Annotated in this window: 16 protein-coding genes; all 16 read right to left on the minus strand. The window is 69.3% G+C overall.

Annotation, left to right across the window (positions count from 1 at the left end):
* Positions 1–48: 48 nt before the first annotated feature.
* The 16 genes from ACQBAT_RS12330 to ACQBAT_RS12405 all read right to left on the minus strand — a co-directional run bounded on the left by ACQBAT_RS12330 (position 49) and on the right by ACQBAT_RS12405 (position 19018).
* Positions 49–1047, minus strand: a complete 999-nt coding sequence (locus ACQBAT_RS12330) for a polyprenyl synthetase family protein (protein ID WP_420747729.1) — start codon at positions 1045–1047, stop codon at positions 49–51.
* On the minus strand, positions 1044–2582 hold the full coding sequence (nuoN, locus tag ACQBAT_RS12335; protein ID WP_420747728.1) for an NADH-quinone oxidoreductase subunit NuoN: 1539 nt from the start codon (positions 2580–2582) through the stop codon (positions 1044–1046). Before nuoN ends, ACQBAT_RS12330 begins: the two co-directional genes overlap by 4 nt.
* Positions 2582–4129: an NADH-quinone oxidoreductase subunit M gene (locus ACQBAT_RS12340; RefSeq protein ID WP_420747747.1), complete on the minus strand. Its 1548-nt coding sequence runs from the start codon at positions 4127–4129 to the stop codon at positions 2582–2584. The genes nuoN and ACQBAT_RS12340 overlap by 1 nt, the downstream gene beginning before the upstream one ends.
* Entirely contained in the window at positions 4129–6084 is a 1956-nt protein-coding gene (nuoL, locus tag ACQBAT_RS12345; protein WP_420747727.1) for an NADH-quinone oxidoreductase subunit L, read from the minus strand. The genes ACQBAT_RS12340 and nuoL overlap by 1 nt, the downstream gene beginning before the upstream one ends.
* A 12-nt stretch (positions 6085–6096) precedes the next feature.
* On the minus strand, positions 6097–6396 hold the full coding sequence (nuoK, locus tag ACQBAT_RS12350) for an NADH-quinone oxidoreductase subunit NuoK (protein ID WP_420747726.1): 300 nt from the start codon (positions 6394–6396) through the stop codon (positions 6097–6099).
* Positions 6396–7259 carry an NADH-quinone oxidoreductase subunit J gene (locus ACQBAT_RS12355; RefSeq protein WP_420747725.1) on the minus strand — a complete coding sequence of 288 codons (864 nt, stop codon included), beginning with the start codon at positions 7257–7259 and terminating at the stop codon, positions 6396–6398. Before ACQBAT_RS12355 ends, nuoK begins: the two co-directional genes overlap by 1 nt.
* Positions 7256–7891 carry an NADH-quinone oxidoreductase subunit NuoI gene (gene nuoI / locus ACQBAT_RS12360; RefSeq protein ID WP_420747746.1) on the minus strand — a complete coding sequence of 212 codons (636 nt, stop codon included), beginning with the start codon at positions 7889–7891 and terminating at the stop codon, positions 7256–7258. The genes ACQBAT_RS12355 and nuoI overlap by 4 nt, the downstream gene beginning before the upstream one ends.
* A gap of 118 nt (positions 7892–8009) precedes the next feature.
* Positions 8010–9473, minus strand: coding sequence for an NADH-quinone oxidoreductase subunit NuoH (nuoH, locus tag ACQBAT_RS12365; protein ID WP_420747724.1), 1464 nt, complete (start codon positions 9471–9473; stop codon positions 8010–8012).
* Positions 9470–12061 carry an NADH-quinone oxidoreductase subunit G gene (locus ACQBAT_RS12370; RefSeq protein ID WP_420747723.1) on the minus strand — a complete coding sequence of 864 codons (2592 nt, stop codon included), beginning with the start codon at positions 12059–12061 and terminating at the stop codon, positions 9470–9472. The genes nuoH and ACQBAT_RS12370 overlap by 4 nt, the downstream gene beginning before the upstream one ends.
* Positions 12058–13371 (minus strand): NADH-quinone oxidoreductase subunit NuoF, encoded by a 1314-nt coding sequence (gene nuoF, locus ACQBAT_RS12375; protein WP_420747722.1) that lies wholly within the window; start codon positions 13369–13371, stop codon positions 12058–12060. The genes ACQBAT_RS12370 and nuoF overlap by 4 nt, the downstream gene beginning before the upstream one ends.
* Positions 13368–14222, minus strand: coding sequence for an NADH-quinone oxidoreductase subunit NuoE (gene nuoE, locus ACQBAT_RS12380; RefSeq protein ID WP_420747745.1), 855 nt, complete (start codon positions 14220–14222; stop codon positions 13368–13370). Before nuoE ends, nuoF begins: the two co-directional genes overlap by 4 nt.
* A 62-nt stretch (positions 14223–14284) precedes the next feature.
* Positions 14285–15709 (minus strand): NADH-quinone oxidoreductase subunit D, encoded by a 1425-nt coding sequence (locus ACQBAT_RS12385; RefSeq protein WP_420747721.1) that lies wholly within the window; start codon positions 15707–15709, stop codon positions 14285–14287.
* Positions 15706–16518, minus strand: a complete 813-nt coding sequence (locus ACQBAT_RS12390; RefSeq protein ID WP_420747720.1) for an NADH-quinone oxidoreductase subunit C — start codon at positions 16516–16518, stop codon at positions 15706–15708. Before ACQBAT_RS12390 ends, ACQBAT_RS12385 begins: the two co-directional genes overlap by 4 nt.
* 141 nt (positions 16519–16659) lie before the next feature.
* On the minus strand, positions 16660–17214 hold the full coding sequence (locus tag ACQBAT_RS12395) for a NuoB/complex I 20 kDa subunit family protein (RefSeq protein WP_420747719.1): 555 nt from the start codon (positions 17212–17214) through the stop codon (positions 16660–16662).
* A 57-nt stretch (positions 17215–17271) separates the two neighbouring features.
* Complete coding sequence (locus ACQBAT_RS12400) at positions 17272–17637, minus strand: NADH-quinone oxidoreductase subunit A (protein ID WP_420747718.1); 366 nt, start codon at positions 17635–17637, stop codon at positions 17272–17274.
* Between the two features lie 91 nt (positions 17638–17728).
* The gene (locus ACQBAT_RS12405; RefSeq protein WP_420747717.1) at positions 17729–19018 is read right to left on the minus strand and encodes a geranylgeranyl reductase family protein; all 1290 of its coding nucleotides are present in this window, start codon (positions 19016–19018) and stop codon (positions 17729–17731) included.
* Positions 19019–19108: the final 90 nt, after the last annotated feature.

Below are 19108 nucleotides of genomic sequence, written 5' to 3' on the forward strand. Positions count from 1 at the left end.
GTCGCGCCCGAGGACTCGAGGGTATGCCGTGGCTCACCTAGGCGTCCTTCAGGCCGAACGCTGAGCGACGCCGTCGACCAGAGCGCGCAAGGAATCCGTGGCCGGGCTCTGCGGGAGTCCATCCAGCAGCGCCCGTGCCTCGTCGGCGATCCGCTGGGTGTGCTCCTGGGCCTGTCCCATGGCGCGGTGGGCACGCAGCAGGCCGAGGGCCTCGTCCAACTCACCCGGGTCCTCGATCGGGCCGCGGGTCAACTCCAGCAGCCGCGCGTCAGCCGGATCGTCGGAGGTCCGGGCGTAGAGCACGGGCAGGGTCGCCTTGCCCTCGCGCAGGTCGGTCCCGGGGGTCTTGCCGGACGTGTCCGAAGCGACGTCGAGGAGGTCGTCGGCCAGCTGGAAGACGATGCCCAGCTTCTCGCCATACTCCGTGAGCGTGCCGATCGTCGCCTCGTCGCAGCCGCCGAACATGCCGCCGTAGCGGGCAGCGGTCGCGATCAGCGCGCCGGTCTTGTCGGCCAGGATGCCCAGGTATGCCGTGACCGCCTCCGAGGGGTCCGCCACCATCCCGGTCTGCAGGTCGTCGCGGATCTGCCCGGCGCAGAGCCGGACGAAGGTCTGGGCCTGGATCTTCACGGCTTCGGCGCCCAGGTCAGCCACCACGGCTGACGCGGTGCCGAAGAGTAGATCGCCCACCAGGATCGCGGTGGCGTTGCCGTAGGCGGCGTTGGCGCTGGCCACCCCTCGCCGCAGGTCGGCCTCGTCCATGACGTCGTCGTGGTAGAGGCTGGCGAGGTGGGTCAGCTCCACCCCGACGGCGGCGTCCACGACCTGGTCGTTCCAGCCCTCACCGACCTCGCTGGCCAGCAGCGTGAGCAGCGGACGGAAGCGCTTGCCACCGGCGGCCACCAGGTGCCCGGAGGCGCCGGCGATGAACGGGTCGTCGTGGTCGACGACCTCTTCCAGTCGTCGGGCGACCGCCTCCACGCCCTCGGCCACCCGGGCCTGAAGCGCCTCGTCAACGCCGGGGATGGCCCCGCTCGCGACCGTCACCGGAGGAAGAAGGCTGTGCTCTGCGCCAGATCGAGCAGCGGCGAGGGCATCACGCCCAGCCCGAGGGTGACGGCCAGCCCGGCCACGATCGCAAAGGTGGTCAGCAGCGAGGGGGCGGCCACGGTGGTGTCGCCGACCTCGTCACCCAGCCACATCTGGACGACCAGCTTGAAGTAGATGTAGGCCGTGACACCACTGGCGAGCACACCGATCACCACCAGCCAGGCGTAGCCCTGGCTGACGGCTGCGGCGAAGACCGCGAACTTGCCGGTGAAGCCGGAGGTCAGCGGGATGCCGGTGAAGGCCAGCATGAGGAAGGTGAAGCCGGCGGCCAACCAGGGGGCGCGCTTGCCCAGGCCCGACCACTGCCCCACCTGGGTGGCCTCGGTGCCCGAGGACCGGACCAGGGCGATGATCGCGAAGGCCGGGATCGTCATGAAGCCGTAGGTGGCCAGGTAGAACATCGTTGAGGAGATGCCTGCCTGGTCCATCGACACCAGGCCGGTGAGGATGAAGCCCGCGTGCGCGATCGAGGAGTAGGCCAGGATCCGCTTGACGTCGGTCTGCACGACCGCGAGCAGGGCACCCACGACCATGCTGAGGGCGGCCACGGCGGCGATGATCGGCTGCCACTCCAGGCGCGCACCCTCCACGGCCACGTAGAACAGGCGCAGCATGGCACCGAAAGCTGCCACCTTGGTGCACGCGGCCATGAAGCCGGTGACCGGGGTGGGAGCGCCCTGGTAGACGTCCGGGGTCCAGGCGTGGAAGGGGACCGCGCCGACCTTGAAGAGCAGGCCGATGGAGACCAGCAGCAGACCGGGCACGAGCAGCCCGTCCATGCCGACATTGCCCGACACCGCAGCCGCGATGTCGCCGAAGCGCATCGAGCCGGCGAAGCCGTAGAGCAGCACCGCGCCGAAGAGGAAGAAGGCGGAGGCGAAGCTGCCCAGGAGGAAGTACTTGAGCGAGGCCTCCTGGGAGAGCAGCCGACGACGCCGCGCCAGGCCGGTGAGGATGTAGAGCGGCAGCGACAGGATCTCCAGCGCGATGAACAGCAGGAGCAGGTCGTTGGCGCTGACGAAGAGCATCATGCCGCCGACCGACAGCAGCGTCAGCGGGAAGACCTCGGTGGTGGTGGCACCCATCCGGGCGGCCAGGGTCTCCTCGGCCGAGCCGGGCACCGAGCTGCCGGCCTGGGTGAAGGCGTCGGGTTGCGCGCCGCCGAAGCGCTCGGCCATCACGAACAGACCCAGCAGCGCCAGGATCAGGATCAGGCCCTGCAGCAGCAGCGCCGGCCCGTCGAGGGCGACCACGTCAGCCGCGGTGATGACCTGCCGGTCCGGACCGAGGAGCACGAGCGCGACGAAGGCCAGGACCAGGGTGGCCGCGGCGAGGGGAACCTGCACGGCATACCGCAGACCTCGGGGCAGGAAGCCCTCCAGGAGGCAGCCGATCAGACCACCGACGAAGACGATGATCATCGGCAGCAGAGCCGTGTAATCGATGTCGGGTGCGACGAACAGGTCGGTCATCAGCGGCCACTCCCCTCGTGGTTGGCGCCGTCAAGGGCAGAGTCGATCGTGGGCGCGGGGTCGGAGACCCCCACGTGCTGCAGGGTCTGCTGCACGGCGGGCTCGAGCAGCTCGAGCACCGGCTTGGGGTAGAACCCGAGGAACAGGAAGGCCGCGATGATCGGGGCGACCACCCACTTCTCCCGCATGTTCATGTCGGGCACCTGCAGGTCCGGGCGCGGACCGGTGGCCACCCGCTTGTACATCACCAGGATGTAGACGGCCGCCAGGATCACCCCGGTGGCTGCGGCGATGCCGAGCCAGGTGTGGCGCTGGAACAGGCCCGCGATCACCATGAACTCGCTGACGAAGGAGTTCAGGCCGGGCAGGGCCAGACCGGACAGACCGGAGATCAGCAGCGCACCTGCGATGAGCGGGGTGACCCGCTGCCAGCCACCGAAGTCGCGGATGTCCCGGGAGCCGCGGCGCGCGATGAGCATGCCCGCCACCAGGAAGAGTCCGGCAGTGGTGAAGCCGTGGTTGACCATGTAGAGCGTCGCGCCGGTCTGGGTCACCGTGGTGAAGGCGAAGATGCCCATGATGATGAACCCGAAGTGGCTGACCGAGGTGTAGGCGATGAGCCGGAGCAGATCGTCCTGCCCGATGGCCAGGATCGCGCCGATCACCATCGAGAGGAAGGCCAGGCCCAGGATCACCGGGGTCGCCCACTGGCTGGCCTCGGGGAAGAGCGCCAGGCAGAAGCGGATCATCCCGTAGGTGCCGACCTTGTCCAGCACGCCGACGAGCAGCACCGAGGTGGCCGGGCGGGCCTGCTCGGTGGCCAGCGGCAGCCAGGTGTGCACCGGCCACATCGGCGCCTTGATCGCGAAGGCGATGAAGAAGCCGAGGAAGAGCCAGCGGCCGACCTCGACCGGCAGGTCCAGCCCGGTCAGGTTGGTCAGCAGGAAACCGTCCGTGCCGCGCGGGCCCGCCAGGTAGAGGCCGATGACCGCGACCAGCATGATCAGGCCGCCGACCAGGGAGTAGATCAGGAAGGTGGTCGCCGCCTTCGCCCGGCGGGTGCCACCGAACATTCCGATCAGGAAGTAGACCGGGATGAGCATGGCCTCGAAGAAGACGTAGAAGAGGAAGACGTCGATCGCGGCGAAGACACCGACCATCATCGCGATCAGCGAGAGCATCAGCGCGAAGTAGGCGTGCTGACGGCGGCCCTCTGCCGGGACGTCGTCCCAGGCGGCCACGATGCAGATCGGGACCAGGATGAGCGCGAGCAGGATCATCGCCAGCGAGATGCCGTCGACACCGAGGGCGTAGGACACCCCGAACTGCGGGATCCAGGAGTGCACCTCGGTCAGCTGGAAGGGCTCAGCGGCCGTGCCACCACCGATCCGGTACTGGGTGGCGGCGACGATGCCGACGACCAGCGTCAGCAAGGAGACGCCGAGCGCCACCGGGCGCACCAGGGTGCTCGCCTTGGGCAGCAGCGCCACCACCAGCGCGCCGACGAGCGGCAGCACCAGGAGCGTGGTCAACCAGGGGAAGTTCATCACTGCATCACCCACACAACACCGAGGATGGCGACGACACCGAGGAGCATCGTCAGGGCATAGGAGCGCACGAAGCCGTTCTGGGCCCGGCGCAGGACGGCGGCGAGGGCACCGACGCCGCCGACGGCGCCACCGGTCACACCGGCCTCGACGACCCTGCGGTCACTGTCGACCGCGGTGCTGGCCAGAGCGCCCATCGGCGAGACGAAGAGAGCGTCGTTGACGTCGTCCTGGTAGAGGTCGCGGCGGGCGGCCCGGGTCAGGGCGTTGCCCTGCGGGGCGACCTCCGGCACATCCTGCTGCCAGTACATGCGCCAGGCCAGGAAGACACCGAGGGCCATCAGCACGAAGACGGCAACCTGGATACCCCAGAGCGGGACCAGGGACTCGCCGTGGTGCTCGCCGAAGACCGGCTCGAGCCAGCCCTGCAGGATGCCGGTCGGGTAGAGCACCGCGCCGAGCACTAACGAGCCGAGAGCCAGCACCATCATCGGGATGGTCATCACCAGCGGGGACTCGTGCGGGTGCGCATCGTCGTGCCAGCGAGCCTTGCCGTGGAAGGTCATGAAGAACAGCCGCGACATGTAGAAGGCGGTGATCCCAGCACCCAGCAGCGCGACGCCACCGAAGACCCAGCCCTGCCAGCCGGGGGCGGAGAAGGCGGACTCGATGATGTGGTCCTTGGAGAACCAGCCAGCGGTGAACGGGAAGCCGATGATCGCCAACCAGCCGGCCGCGAAGGTGATCCAGGTGATCTTCACCTCGCGGGAGAGCCCGCCGAAGCGGCGCATGTCCACCCGGTCGTTCATGGCGTGCATGACCGAACCGGCGCCGAGGAACATGTTGGCCTTGAAGAAGCCGTGCGTGATCAGGTGGAAGATCGCATACATGTAGCCGATCGGGCCCAGGCCCACGGCGAGCATCATGTAGCCGATCTGGGACATCGTGGAGGCGGCCAGCGCCTTCTTGATGTCGTCCTTGGCGCAGCCCACGATCGCGCCATACAGCAGGGTGATCGCACCGACGATCGCCACCACGAGGCGGGCATCGGGGGTGAGGTCGTAGATCGCCTGGCTGCGCGCGATGAGGTAGACACCGGCGGTGACCATGGTGGCGGCGTGGATGAGCGCGGACACCGGGGTCGGGCCGGCCATCGCATCGCCCAGCCAGCTCTGCAGCGGGAACTGGGCGGACTTGCCGCAGGCGCCCAGCAGCAGCGCCAGGCCGATCGCGGTGAGCACCATCGGGGTGGCCGAGCTGGCGTTGCCATGGACCGTCGCGAAGTCGAGCGCGCCGAAGTTGGCCAGCATCAGACCCATCGCGATGATCAGCCCGAAGTCACCCACGCGGTTGACGATGAACGCCTTGTTGGCCGCTGCGGCATACGCCGGGTTGGAGTTCCAGAACCCGATGAGCAGGTAGGACGCCAGGCCCACGCCCTCCCAGCCGACGAAGAGCATCAGATAGGAGTCCGCCAGAACCAGGATCAGCATCGCCGCCACGAACAGGTTCAGGTAGGCGAAGAACCGGCGCTTGTCCGGGTCGTGCTGCATGTAGCCCAGCGAGTAGACGTGGATCAGGCTGCCCACGAAGGTGATCAGCATGACGAACGCCAGCGACAGCGGGTCCATCAGCAACCCGGCGTTGACCGTCAGGTCACCGGCGCTGATCCACTCCCACATCGTGAGCTGCAGCTGCCGGTCACCCGGTGCGTAGCCGGTGAGCTGGACGATGACGAGGGCGCCGACGACGAAGGAGGCCCAGGACAGGGCGGTCGCCAGCAGGGGTCCCCAGGAGTTCGTGGCGCGGCCGCCGAGCAGCAGCACCGCGGCTCCCAGCAGGGGCAGCGCGATCATCAACCAGCCGAACTGGGCCACACCGCCGGAAACGGCGTTGTACAGGCCAGGTTCGCTAGTGGTTGCCGCGAGGTGCGCGACCGTGGTGAGCGAAGACACTCGCTGCCTCCCTTACAGCTTGAGCAGGTTGGCGTCGTCGACCGAGGCCGAGCGACGCGCACGGAAGATGGACATGATGATGGCCAGGCCCACCACGACCTCGGCGGCAGCCACGACCATGACGAACAGGGCGTAGACCTGCGCGTCGAGCTGTCCGTGGATGCGGGCGAAGGTGACCAGGGCCAGGTTGCAGGCGTTGAGCATCAGCTCGATACCCATGAACACGATGATCGTGTTCCGGCGCGTGAGCACCGTGAGGGCACCGATCGTGAAGAGCACGACCGCCAGGTAGATGTAGGACTCCACACCCATCAGCGCTGCTCCTCCTGCTCGCTCTGGGTCGCCGCCGAGTCGTCGGCCAGGTCAGCCGTCTCCTCGTCGGTGACCGGAGCCTTCGGCCGGCTGCCCGGCTTGGGCTCGGTGTCGGTGGCGCCGGGCGCGCCCGGCAGGCGGTAGTCGTCCGGCGAGGACACCTGACCGCGGGCCACCAGCACGCGCGGCACCGACTCCGGCACGGGGGTGCCGTCGGGGGCCAGGGCGGGAGTGTCCGCGGCGTTGTGTCGGGCGTAGACGCCGGGGTTGGGCTTGCCAGCCAGCCAGCGGCCGCCGTGGAGCTTCTCCTGCGACAACTCGCGCTGGGTGCGCTTGGGGGTGAGGCGCTCGCGGTGGGCCAGCACCATGGCGCCCATGACGGCGATCACCAGGAGGGCACCGAGGACCTCGAAGCTGAGCACCTGGCGCTCGAAGATCTCCCGGGCCAGTGCGGTGACCGGCCCTTCGGCCTGAGCCACGCCCACCCCGACCGCTGCCGGCCACTCGACCCGGGTGAGGCCGTAGACCGCCGCGGCCGCGAAGCCGGCGCCCAGGATGTAGGCGAAGATCCGCTGCCCGCGCAAGGTCTCGACCATCGAGTCGGAGGCATCGACGCCGACCATCATGACGACGAAGAGGAAGAGCATCATCACAGCGCCGGAGTAGACGAAGATCTGGATGATCCCGACGAACTCGGCTCCCTGGACGATGTAGACCAGCCCGAGGCCGACCATCACCATCGCCATCGCCATCGCGGCGTGGACCGCCTTGCGGGCGAAGAGCAGGCCCAAGGCACCGACCACCGTCACGATGGCCATCACCCAGAACAGGCCGAGCTCCATCCCGTCGATCTGGGGGCTCACCGGCCGACCTCCTTGTCCTGCGCGTCGGTGCTGGTGCTCGAGGTCGCGCTCGAGGCGGCGCCAGCCGTGCTGGCGGCGCGGGCGCTGTCCCGCTCGGCGACGTACTCCTGCTGGGCGGAGGTCGCTCCGGTCACCTGCCCGCGGTAGTAGTCGCGCTCCTCCATGCCCGGCGCCATCGGGAACGGCGGCTGGAGCATGTCGGGCCCGAGCGGCGCGAGCAGCTGGTGCTTCTCGTAGATCAGCGCGGTGCGGGTCGGGTCGGCCAGCTCGTATTCGTTGGTCATCGTCAGCGCGCGCGTCGGGCAGGCCTCGATGCACAGCCCGCAGAAGATGCACCGCAGGTAGTTGATCTGGTAGACGCGGCCGTAGCGCTCCCCCGGCGAGAACCGGGCGCCGTCGACATTGTCCGCACCCTCGACATAGATCGCGTCGGCGGGGCAGGCCCAGGCGCACAGCTCGCAGCCGACGCACTTCTCCAGTCCGTCGGGGTGCCGGTTGAGCTGGTGGCGACCGTGGAAGCGAGCGGCCGTGGGCCGCTTGACCTCGGGGTACTCCTGGGTCTGGACCTTGCGGAACATGGTCGAGAAGGTCACGCCGAAGCCGGCGACCGGGGCGAAGAGCTGGGCGAGCAGGCCCGGCTCCTTCTTCCCGCCCGTGGGGTCGGTCGAGGAGGTGGCGGGAGCCTGCGCCGGCTCGCGCACCTCGGGCGCCTCCGCGCCGCCCTCCGGCGAGGTGGTCGGATCGTTCTGGTCAGCCACGGCTGTCCTCCGCGTCGGTGGTGGTCGTGGTGGTGGGCGTGGTGGTCGTCGTTGCGGCCGTGGTGCTGGCCGACGGCGTCGACCGGACGGGGGCGGCCGCCTCCACGCCGCGGCGCGGCTCGACCAGCCGCTGCCCGGGCAGGGGCGGAACCGGGAAGCCGTCCGCGAACGGATCGACCTCCTCCGGGATCTCCATCGCGGCCTCCCGTTCGGCGGCCCGGCGCTGGGCGTAGCGGTCCCACAGCAGGATGCCGCCGACCACGAAGACTCCGATGATCACCAGAGTCAGGATGGTGACCCAGCGGCCCTCACCGAAGAAGCCCTCCTGCGCGGCCCGGATCGCGATGACCGCGATGACCCACACCAGCGACAGCGGGATGAGCACCTTCCAGCCCAGCTTCATGAACTGGTCGTAGCGGACGCGCGGCAGCGAGCCACGCAGCCAGACGTAGAAGAAGATGAACAGCCACATCTTCAGGGTGAACCAGAGCAGGCCCCACCAGCCCTCGCTCAACATGTTGTCGTTGATCAGGTTGAGCGGCCAGGGCGCCGCGTAACCACCCAGGAAGAGCGTGGTCGCCAGCGCCGAGACCGTGAACATGTTGATGTACTCACCGAGGAAGAACATGCCGAACTTCATCGAGGAGTACTCGGTGTGGAAGCCACCACCGAGCTCACCCTCACCCTCGGCGAGGTCGAACGGCAGTCGGTTGGTCTCGCCGACCATGGTGATCAGGTAGACGACGAAGCTGAAGAAGAGGGGCACGATATACCACATCGGGATCCCGAGCCAGGTCGTCTCGGCCTGCCGGGCCACGATCTGGCTGGTCGACATCGACCCCGCGAAGAGGAAGACCGCGACCAGGGACAAGCCCATGGCGATCTCGTAGGAGATGACCTGCGCGGTCGAGCGCAGGCCACCCAGCAGCGGGTAGGTCGAGCCGGAGGACCAACCGGCCAGCACGAAGCCGTAGGCCGCGACGCCCGCGACGGCGAGCACCAGCAGCACCGCGACGGGGGTGTCGGTCAGCTGCAGGGGCGTGGTGTGCCCGAACATCTGCACCTCGCCGCCCAGCGGGATGATCGCGAAGGAGACGAAGGCCAGCGAGGCGACGATCAGCGGCGCCGCGATGAACATCAGCTTGTCGGCGTTCTTCGGCGTCACGTCTTCCTTGAGGAAGAGCTTGATGCCGTCGGCGGCGGTCTGCAGGATGCCGATCGGGCCGAGGCGGTTGGGGCCGGGACGCTGCTGCATCCGGCCGATGACGCGCCGCTCGAACCAGATGACGATGACGACCGAGATCATCACGTAGACGAAGAGCAGGAAGGCCTTGAACAGCGACAGCCACCAGGGGGTGTCGCTGAAGTCGGCGACCGGCAGGTCGGTGCTCTGCATCGGCAGCGAGGCCGCCGCCGAGACAAGCTCCGGGTATGCCGTGAGAAGGCTCGCGCTCATGCCTCACCTCGGGTGTGGTCGTGGTCGGTTCCGGCAGCAGTGGGCCGGTCGGCGCGGGCGATCCGCACCACCGACCCGGCGTCGACGCCGAGCGTGTCGCGGACCGCGGAGCCGACCGAGTTGGTGGGCACCCAGACGACCGCGTCATGCATGGCGGTCAGCACGACCGGCAGCACGATCTCGCCGCGGTCGGTGCCGACGCTGATGAGCTCACCCTCGGCCACGCCCAGTCCCTCGGCCGTGCCGGCGGAGATGCGCGCGGTGGCCTTGGCTGCGGTGCCGGCGAGGAAGGGCTCGCCGTCCTGCATCGAGCCAGCATCCAGCAGGTGGTGCCAGGTCGCGAGCACGGCCTCGCCCTCACCCGGAGAGGCGGGGCCCGTGGCGGCCACGGACGGAGCCTCCGGGCGGGTCTCGACGGTGCCCAGGGCGCTGAGTTCGCCACGGATCTCGGTCACCGAGCCCGTGCCGAGGCGGTGGCCCAGGGCGCCGGCCACCCGGTCCAGGACGACGTGGTCGGAGACGGCGGAGGACTCCAGCGCTCGCTCGAAGGGACGCAGGCGGCCCTCCCAGTTGGCGTAGGCGCCGGCCTTTTCCTGCTGCGGAGCGACGGGCAGGATCACGTCGGCGTAGTCGTGGACCTCGGTCTCGCGGACCTCCAGGGAGATCACGAAGGCGCGGGCCAACGCGCGGCGGGCCAGCTCGGGATCCGGCAGGTCGGCGATCTCCAGGCCGCCGACCACCAGCGCAGCGAGTTCGCCCTCTGCGGCTGCCGTCAGGATGGCGGTCGTGTCCCGACCGGGGGCCGCCGGGAGCTCAGCGCCCCAGACGCCAGCCACCTGCTCGCGGGCAGCGGCGTCGGTGACCGCGCGGCCGCCGGGCAGCAGGACGGGCAGGGCGCCGACCTCGACCGCACCGCGCTCACCGGCACGGCGCGGCACCCACGCCAGCGCCGCTCCGGTGGACTCGGCCAGGGCAGCCGCGGCGGACAGGGCACCGGGCACGGTGGCCAGCCGCTCGCCGACGAGGATGACCGAGGTCTCGGTCAGCGCGTCGGAGGCGGCTGTGTACTCGCTGCCCTGGGTGCCGTCGGTCGCCTCGGGCAGCGGCTGGGTCGCCCCGTCGACCGGGGTGCCGGCGCCGCTGGTGCGGTGCTCGAGGAGCGCCTGCAGGACCTCGGCCTCGGTGCCGGGAGCAGAGGCCAGCAGGGTGCCACCCAGCTTGGTCAGGCCGCGGCTGGCGAAGGGGGCGACGCCATAGACCTGCGTCTTGTTGCGACGCATGGCCTTGCGCAGGCGCAGGAAGACGATCGGGCTCTCGTCCTCGGGCTCCAGACCGACGAGCAGCACCGAGGAGGCCTGCTCGAGGGTCGCGTAGCTCACCTCGCGACGACCGACGACGGTGGAGGCCAGGAAGTCGGCCTCCTCCGCGCTGTGCGGGCGTGCGCGGTGGTCGATGTCGTTGGTGCCGAGCGCCACCCGAGCGAACTTGGCGTAGGCGTAGGCGTCCTCGACGCTGACCCGGCCACCGACGAGCACTCCGGTGCCGCCGGCACCCGCTGCGGCCAGCCCCTGGGCAGCCGCGTCGAAGGCCGCACGCCAGGCGACGACGGCGTAGGCGCCGTCCTCGCCGCGCACGACCGGGTCGCGCAGGCGGTCATCGAGGGTCGGGTAGGTGAAGGCCCAGCGGCCCTTGTCGCAGTTCCACTCCTCGTTGACCTCCGGGTCGTTGAGGGCCATCCGGCGCAGCACACCGCCGCGACGGTGGTCGGTCCGGATCGCGCAGCCGGACGAGCAGTGCTCGCACACGCTCGGGGTCGACACCAGGTCGAAGGGGCGCGAGCGGAAGCGGTAGGCCGCGCCGGTGAGAGCACCCACCGGGCAGATCTGGACGGTGTTGCCCGAGAAGTAGCTCTCGAACGGCTTCTCCTCGTAGATCGCGACCTGCTGCAGCGCGCCGCGCTCGGCCAAGGCGATGAACGGGTCACCGGCGATCTCATCGGAGAAGCGGGTGCACCGTGCGCAGAGCACGCAACGCTCGCGGTCCAGCAGCACCTGGGAAGAGATGTTGACCGGCTTGGGGAAGGTGCGCTTGACGTCCTCGAAGCGCGAGGTCGGGCGGCCGTTGGACATCGCCTGGTTCTGCAGGGGGCACTCGCCACCCTTGTCGCAGACAGGGCAGTCGAGCGGGTGGTTGATGAGGAGCAACTCCATTACACCGGTCTGGGCCTTGTCGGCCACCTCGCTGGTGTGCTGGGTCTTCACCACCATGCCTTCGCTGGCGACCATCGTGCAGGAGGCCTGCGGCTTGGGCATCGGCTTGACGTTGCCCTCGCGGTCAGGGGTGGCCACGTCGACGAGGCACTGACGGCAGGCGCCGACCGGGTCGAGCAGCGGGTGGTCGCAGAAGCGTGGGATCTGGATCCCGATCTGCTCGGCCGCGCGGATGACCAACGTGCCCTCGGGCACGGTGACCGGGATGTCGTCGATCGTCAGCGTGATCTGCGTGACGTCCGGCTCGGCCGGCACGCTGCCGTCGCCACCCTTGGTGACCGCGTTGCCGCCGGCGGCGGGGGAGGTCTGGACGCTCATGCGGGCTGGCTCTCCTTCGCGAACAGGGTGGAGCGCTCCGGCGGGAAGAGCTCGTGCCAGGGGGTGGTCATCCCCTGCTCGAACTCCTCGCGGAAGTACTGGATGGCCGAGGTGATGGGGCTGGTCGCCCCGTCGCCCAGGGCGCAGAAGGAGCGGCCCAGGATGTTGTCGCAGATGTCATCGAGTTTCTCGATGTCACCCTCGTGACCCTGGCCGTTCTCCAGGCGGGTCATGATCTGCTTGAGCCAGAAGGTGCCCTCCCGGCACGGGGTGCACTTGCCGCAGGACTCGTGCGCGTAGAAGTCGGTCCAGCGCGAGACGGCACGGACCACCGAGGTGGTCTCGTCGAAGATCTGCAGCGCACGGGTGCCGAGCATCGAGCCCTCCTTGGCGACCGACTCGAAGTCCAGCGGCACGTCCAGGTGGGCATCGGTAAACAGCGGGGTGGAGGACCCACCCGGCGTCCAGAACTTCAGCTTGTGGCCATTGCGCATGCCGCCGGCCATCTCGATCAGCTCGCGCAGGGTGATCCCCAGCGGGGCTTCGTACTGGCCCGGGCGGTTGACATGCCCGGAGAGGCTGAAGATGCCGAAGCCCTGGGACTTCTCGGTGCCCATGTCACCGAACCAGTCGGCACCGTGCAGCACGATCGGCGGGACCGAGGCGATGGACTCGACGTTGTTGACCACGGTCGGACGGGCATACAGACCGGCGACGGCAGGGAACGGCGGCTTGAGGCGGGGCTGGCCGCGGCGGCCCTCGAGGGAGTCCAGCAGCGCCGTCTCCTCGCCACAGATGTAGGCACCGGCGCCGGCGTGGACGGTGATGTCCAGGTCGAACCCGGAACCGAGGATGTTCTTGCCCAGGTAGCCGGCCGCGTAGGCCTCCTCGACCGCGCGCATCAGACGGCGGTAGACGTGCACGACCTCGCCGCGCAGGTAGATGAAGGCGTGGTGGCAGCCGATCGCGTAGCTGGTGATGACCATGCCCTCGATGAGGAACTGAGGGGCGGCCATCATCAGCGGGATGTCCTTACAGGTGCCCGGCTCGGACTCATCGGCGTTGACGACGAGGTAGCGGGGACCGCCGTCCGGAGGGGGCAGGAAGCCCCACTTCATCCCGGTCGGGAAGCCGGCGCCGCCACGGCCACGCAGACCGGACTCCTTGGTCATCGCGACGAGGTCCGCAGCGTCCAGCTCCAGCGCCTTGCGCAGGCCCTGGTAGCCCTCGTTGGCCTCGTAGGTCTCCAGCGTCCAGGACTGGGGGTCATCCCAGAACTTGGTCAGGATCGGGGTCAGCACGGTGCTCATCCGTCCGCCTCCTTGCTCGCGTCGCCAGGCTTCTCGTCCGGCTCGTTGGCCGGGGTGTCCTCCGAGGAAGGACGGCCCCGCTCGGCCTCGCCCTCACGGGCGCCCTCGGTAGCGGTCGCGTCCTGCGCCTCACCCACCTCGGCGGAGCTGCCCGGAGCGGTCCAGCCCTTCTCGCGGGCCAGCTTGGTGCCCTCGATCGAGGCCGGTCCGGCGCCCACGCCCTCGTCGGCCAATCCGTCGGGGAAGCCTGCCAGCACGCGGGACACCTGCTTGAAGGTGCAGACCCGGCTGGGGCCACGGGTGGGGGCGACCTCCTCGCCCGCACGGAGGCGGTCGACGAGATCCTTGGTGGACTCGGGGGTCTGGTTGTCGAAGAACTCCCAGTTGACCATCACGACAGGCGCGAAGTCGCACGCTGCATTGCACTCGAGGCGCTCCAGGGTGACCTTGCCGTCCTCGGTGGTCTCGTCGTGACCCACGCCGAGGTGCTCGCTGACCTCGTCGAAGATCTGGTCGCCGCCCATCACCGCGCAGAGGGTGTTGGTGCACACGCCGACGGTGTACTCACCATTGGGGTGGCGCTTGTACTGGGTGTAGAAGGTGGCGACACCGCTCACCTCGGCGGTGGTCAACCCCAGCACGTCCGCGCACAGGTTCACGCCGCGGCCGGTGACATACCCGTCCACCGACTGGATGAGGTGCAGCATCGGCAGCAGCGCCGAACGCTTCTGCGGGTAGCGCGCGATGATCAGCGCGGCGTCCTCGCGGAGCTGGGCCTCGGTCTGCTCGTCGTACGGCTCATCGGAGGCGTGCAGCGGCGTCTGGGGGTGCAGCGGGGACTCGGCGAACATCGAGTGGTGGAGCTGCTCGGTCGAACGGCCCTGGGTCGAGCCGTCTCCATGCGCGGACGCGGTCACCGGTCAACGCCTCCCATCACGGGGTCGATCGAGGCCACGGCGACGATGACGTCGGCGACCAGGCCGCCTTCTGCCAGCGCCGAGGCTGCCTGCAGGTTGTGGAAGCTGGGGTCGCGGAAGTGCGCCCGGTAGGGCCGGGTGCCGCCGTCGGAGACGACGTGCACACCGAGCTCGCCCTTGGGGGACTCCACGGCGGCGTAGGCCTGGCCGGGCGGAACCCGGAAGCCCTCGGTGACCAGCTTGAAGTGGTGGATGAGCGCTTCCATGGACTCACCCATGATCTCCCGGATGTGGTCCAGGCTGTTGCCCTGACCATCGGCCCCGACCGACATCTGGGCGGGCCAGGCGATCTTGCGGTCGGCGACCATCACCGGCTCGCCGGCGCTGGCCCGGAGCCGCTCGATGGCCTGCTCCACGATCCGCAGCGACTGCCAGATCTCATCCAGCCGGATGACCACCCGGCTGTAGGCGTCCATGTCGCGGCGGGTGACCACATCGAACTCGTAGGTCTCGTAACCGCAGTACGGGTCGGCCTTGCGCAGGTCGTGGGGCAGGCCGGTCGAGCGCAGGATCGGCCCGGTGACGCCCAGCGCCATGCAGGAGGCCAGCGAGAGCACCCCGACATCGACGGTGCGGCCCTTGAAGACCGGGTTCTCCAGCAGCAGCAGCTCCAGCTCGCGGACACCGCGCCGCAGGTCCGGCAGCTCGGCCTCGAGCTGGTCCAGGTGCTCGGGCAGCACGTCCTGCGCCACCCCGCCGGGGCGCACGTAGGCGTTGTTCATCCGGAGCCCGGACACGGCCTCGAAGAAGCGGAGCAGACGCTCACGCTCGCGGAAGCCGATCGTCATGATGGTGGTCGCGCCCAGCTCCATGCCACCGGTCGCCAGGCAGATCAGGTGCGAACCGATCCGGTTCAGCTCCATCATGAGCACGCGGATGTCGTTGGCGCGCTGCGGGATCTGGTCGGTGATGCCGAGCAGCTTCTCGATCCCCAGGCAGTAGGCCGCCTCGTTGAAGATCGGGGTGAGGTAGTCCATCCGGGTGCAGAACGTGGTCCCCTGCACCCAGGTGCGGTACTCCATGTTCTTCTCGATGCCGGTGTGCAGGAAGCCGATGCCGGCACGCGCCTCGCGCACCGTCTCGCCGTCCAGCTCCAGCACCAGGCGGAGCACGCCGTGGGTGGAAGGGTGCTGCGGTCCCATGTTGACCACGATGCGCTCGGCGCCGAGGGTCGCGACGTCATTGACGATCTCGTCCCAGTCGCCGCCGCCGGCGGTGTAGACCGCGCCGCCGTCGACCGAGTCGGCCGCCACCGCGCCGTCGGCGTAGAGGTCGCCGCCAGAGGCCTTGGCCTGCTCGACGTAGGCCGCGCCGTCATCGGAACGACGGCCCGAGCCCTGGAATCCTTCGGTGGTGGTCACGAGTAGCTCCTCCGCTGGTCGGGTGCGGGGATGGTGGCGCCCTTGTACTCGACCGGGATGCCGCCCAACGGGTAGTCCTTGCGCTGGGGGTGGCCCGGCCAGTCATCGGGCATCAGGATCCGGGTGAGGCCCGGGTGGCCCTCGAAGACGATGCCGAACATGTCGTAGGTCTCACGCTCGTGCCAGTCGTTGCCCGGGTAGATGGACACGATGCTGGGCACGCGCGGGTCTTCCTCGGGGCAGGTGACCTCATAGCGCACCCTGCGCACGCCGTGCGTGATCGAGGTGAAGTGGTAGACGGCGTGCAACTCGTGGCCGGTCTGCTCGGGCCAGTGCACTCCGGACACGCCGAGGCAGACCTCGAAGCGAAGTCGGGCGTCGTCGCGCAGCGGCTGCAGCAGCGCGAGCAGGTGCTCACGGCGCACGTGCAGAGTCAGTTCCCCGCGGTCGACCACGACCCGCTCGACGCCAGCTGAGAAGGCTTCGGGCGCGGCGGCCTCAAGGGCGTCGACGACCTCGTCGAAGTAGGAGCCGTAAGGGCGCTCACTGCCACCGGGGAAGAGCACGGGGACATCGAGCCCGCCGTAACCGCTGGTGTCCAAGCCCTTGGAGCTGCCGAACATCCCCTGGCGGTGAGCCATCAGCACCGGCTCGCCCGGCTGGGCCATGCCAGCCACGGCGTCGCCCGCCTGCGCGTGCGCGGTGCTGACCAGCTGCTCCTCGCCCTTCGGCGGGGCACCGGTCTCGTCGTGGGTGGTGGTCTGCGCCGGAGCGTTCTTGTCCGGCGTTTCCGGTCCAGTCGACGTCATCACGCCAGGCTCCTTTCGGCGCGCTTCCGCGCTCGCTCCGCTGCGGGTCCTCGCTTCGCTGTCATCACGCCAGGCTCCTTCCGGCGCGATTCCGCGCTTGCTCCGGGCCTCGCTCCGCTGCGTTTCCTCGCTTCGCTGTCATCACGCCAGCAACCCCTTCCGGTCGTTCAGCGGCACCGCCGCCAGGGCCGCAGCCTCGGCAGCGCGAGCGGCCTCCTCGCGGCTGACGCCGAACTTGAACTCGCGGATCTGGCGCTGCAGCTCCAGCACCGCGTTCAGCAGCATCTCCGGCCGCGGCGGACATCCCGGCAGATAGACGTCCACGGGGACGATGTGGTCCACGCCCTGGACGATCGCGTAGTTGTTGAACATCCCGCCGGAGCTGGCGCACACACCCATCGAGATGACCCACTTGGGGTTGGGCATCTGGTCGTAGACCTGGCGCACGACGGGGGCCATCTTCTGCGAGACGCGGCCAGCGACGATCATCAGATCGGCCTGACGCGGGGTCGCGGCGAAGCGCTCCATGCCGAAGCGGGCGATGTCGTAGTCGGGCGTGCCGACCGCCATCATCTCGATCGCGCAGCAGGCCAGACCGAAGGTCGCCGGCCACACCGACTGCTGGCGCAGCTGGCCCGCCAGCCCCTCCACGGTGTGCAGCAGGATCCCGCCAGGGATCTTGTCCTCAAGACCCATCGTTCTCACCCAGTCCTTCCGACCCGCTGAGGCGAGCCTTCACGTCATACCTGCTGGTCAGTCCCACTCCAGACCCCCGCGGCTCCACTCGTACACGAACGGGACCGAGACGACGACGAGGAAGAGCAGCATCGCCAGCACGCTGAACAGCCCGACCTGCTCGAAGGCCACCGCGAACGGGTAGAGGAAGAGCACCTCGACGTCGAAGATGATGAAGAGCATGGCGGTCAGGTAGTACTTGACCGGCACGCGGCCGCCCTCGTGCGCCTGAGGCGTGGGCTGGATGCCGCACTCGTAGGCCTCGGCCTTGGCGCGGTTGTAGCTGACCTTGCCGAGCAGACCGCCACCGAAGACCGAGCCGAAGGCGAAGAGCAGACCGAAGAAGAGGAAGAAGATGACCGGCAGATAGGGGTGGTAGTCCATCAGTGCCAGGACTCCTTTCGGGTCTTCACCGGCGTCGGGCACGCCGAGCGAGGGGTCGGGCGCACAGCAATCCTAGGGCGCATCGCTTCCATCATGCCGCAGGGGTCACTCGGGTCAGCGCGTTGATCACGCGGTCATCCAGTCTGCCGTCGCGTTCCTGCGGCAGGTTGGCCATGATCTTGATGAGCAGGCGCATCAGCGCCTTGCGCGGCAGGCCGTACTTGACGGCCAGGCGCATGACCTCCGGCTTGCCGATGAGGGTGGCGAACTGCTTGCCCAGCATGTAGTAGCCGCCCAGCGCCTCCTTCATCACGCCGGGGTAGGTGCGCAGAACCGCCTCCATCTCCCCGGGCGTGTTGCGCGCGAGCGCGGAGGCGATGATCTCCGAGCCCAGCCGGCCGGCCTCCATCGCTTCGGCGATGCCCTCACCGTTGAACGGGTTGACCATCCCGCCCGCGTCGCCCACGAGCAGCATCCCGCGGTCATAGAGGGGCTGCCGGTTGAAGCACATCGGCAGGGCGGCGCCGCGGATCGGGCCGAGCTGGGAGTCCTCGCTGATCCCCCACTCCTCCGGCATCGCAGCCACCCAGCGGCGCATCACGTCGCGGGAGTCGAAGTTGCCGAAGTCCTTGAAGGTGTCCAGGATCCCGAGGCCGACGTTGGCGGTGCCGTCCCCGAGGGGGAAGATCCAGCCGTAGCCGGGCATCAACGAGCGCGTGCCGTCGTCCTGCTGGGCCCACAGCTCGAGCCAGGACTCCAGGTAGTCGTCGTCATGGCGTGGCGTGGAGAAGTAGGTGCGCACCGCGACGCCCATCGGGCGGTCGTCCCGCTTGGGCCGGTCCATCGCCAGCGAGAGCCGGCTGGAGTTGCCGTCGGCGGCGACGACGACGCGACACCGGAACTCCCGCACCTCACCGGTCGGCCGGCCACCCTCCATCACCTTGGCGCGCACGCCGACGATGTGGCCCCGACCGTCCAGGATCGGCTCGGAGACGTTCATCCCCTCGAGCAGGCGGGCACCGCGGGAGGCGGCGTGCCGGGCGAGGGTCTCGTCCAGGCCCATCCGGGTGCGGACCAGGCCGTAGGGGGGGAAGGTGGCGTTGCCCGGCCAGTCCAGCTCCATCCGGACCCCGCCGCCGACGATGCGCAGGCCCTTGGTGCGGTGCCAGCCATCCTCGACCCGGGTGGGAACGCCCAGGGAGATCAGCTCGCGGACGGCGCGAGGGGTGAGGCCGTCGCCGCAGATCTTGTCGCGGGGGAAGGTGGCCTTCTCGAGGAGGAGCACGTCCAGCCCGTGCTGGGCCAGGTAGGCCGCCGCGGCCGATCCACCGGGACCGGCGCCGACGACGATGACGTCTGCCGTCTCGACCTGCGGATTCACGATTGCTGCGCCTCGCTTGTGCCAACCTTCACGAACTTAGTCAGTCTAGGACGCCGCACCCGCACCACCGGGTGAGGCCCTCCTGACTCG

This window comes from Ornithinimicrobium pulveris (assembly GCF_050261105.1).
In the GTDB taxonomy this organism is placed as follows: domain Bacteria; phylum Actinomycetota; class Actinomycetes; order Actinomycetales; family Dermatophilaceae; genus Ornithinicoccus.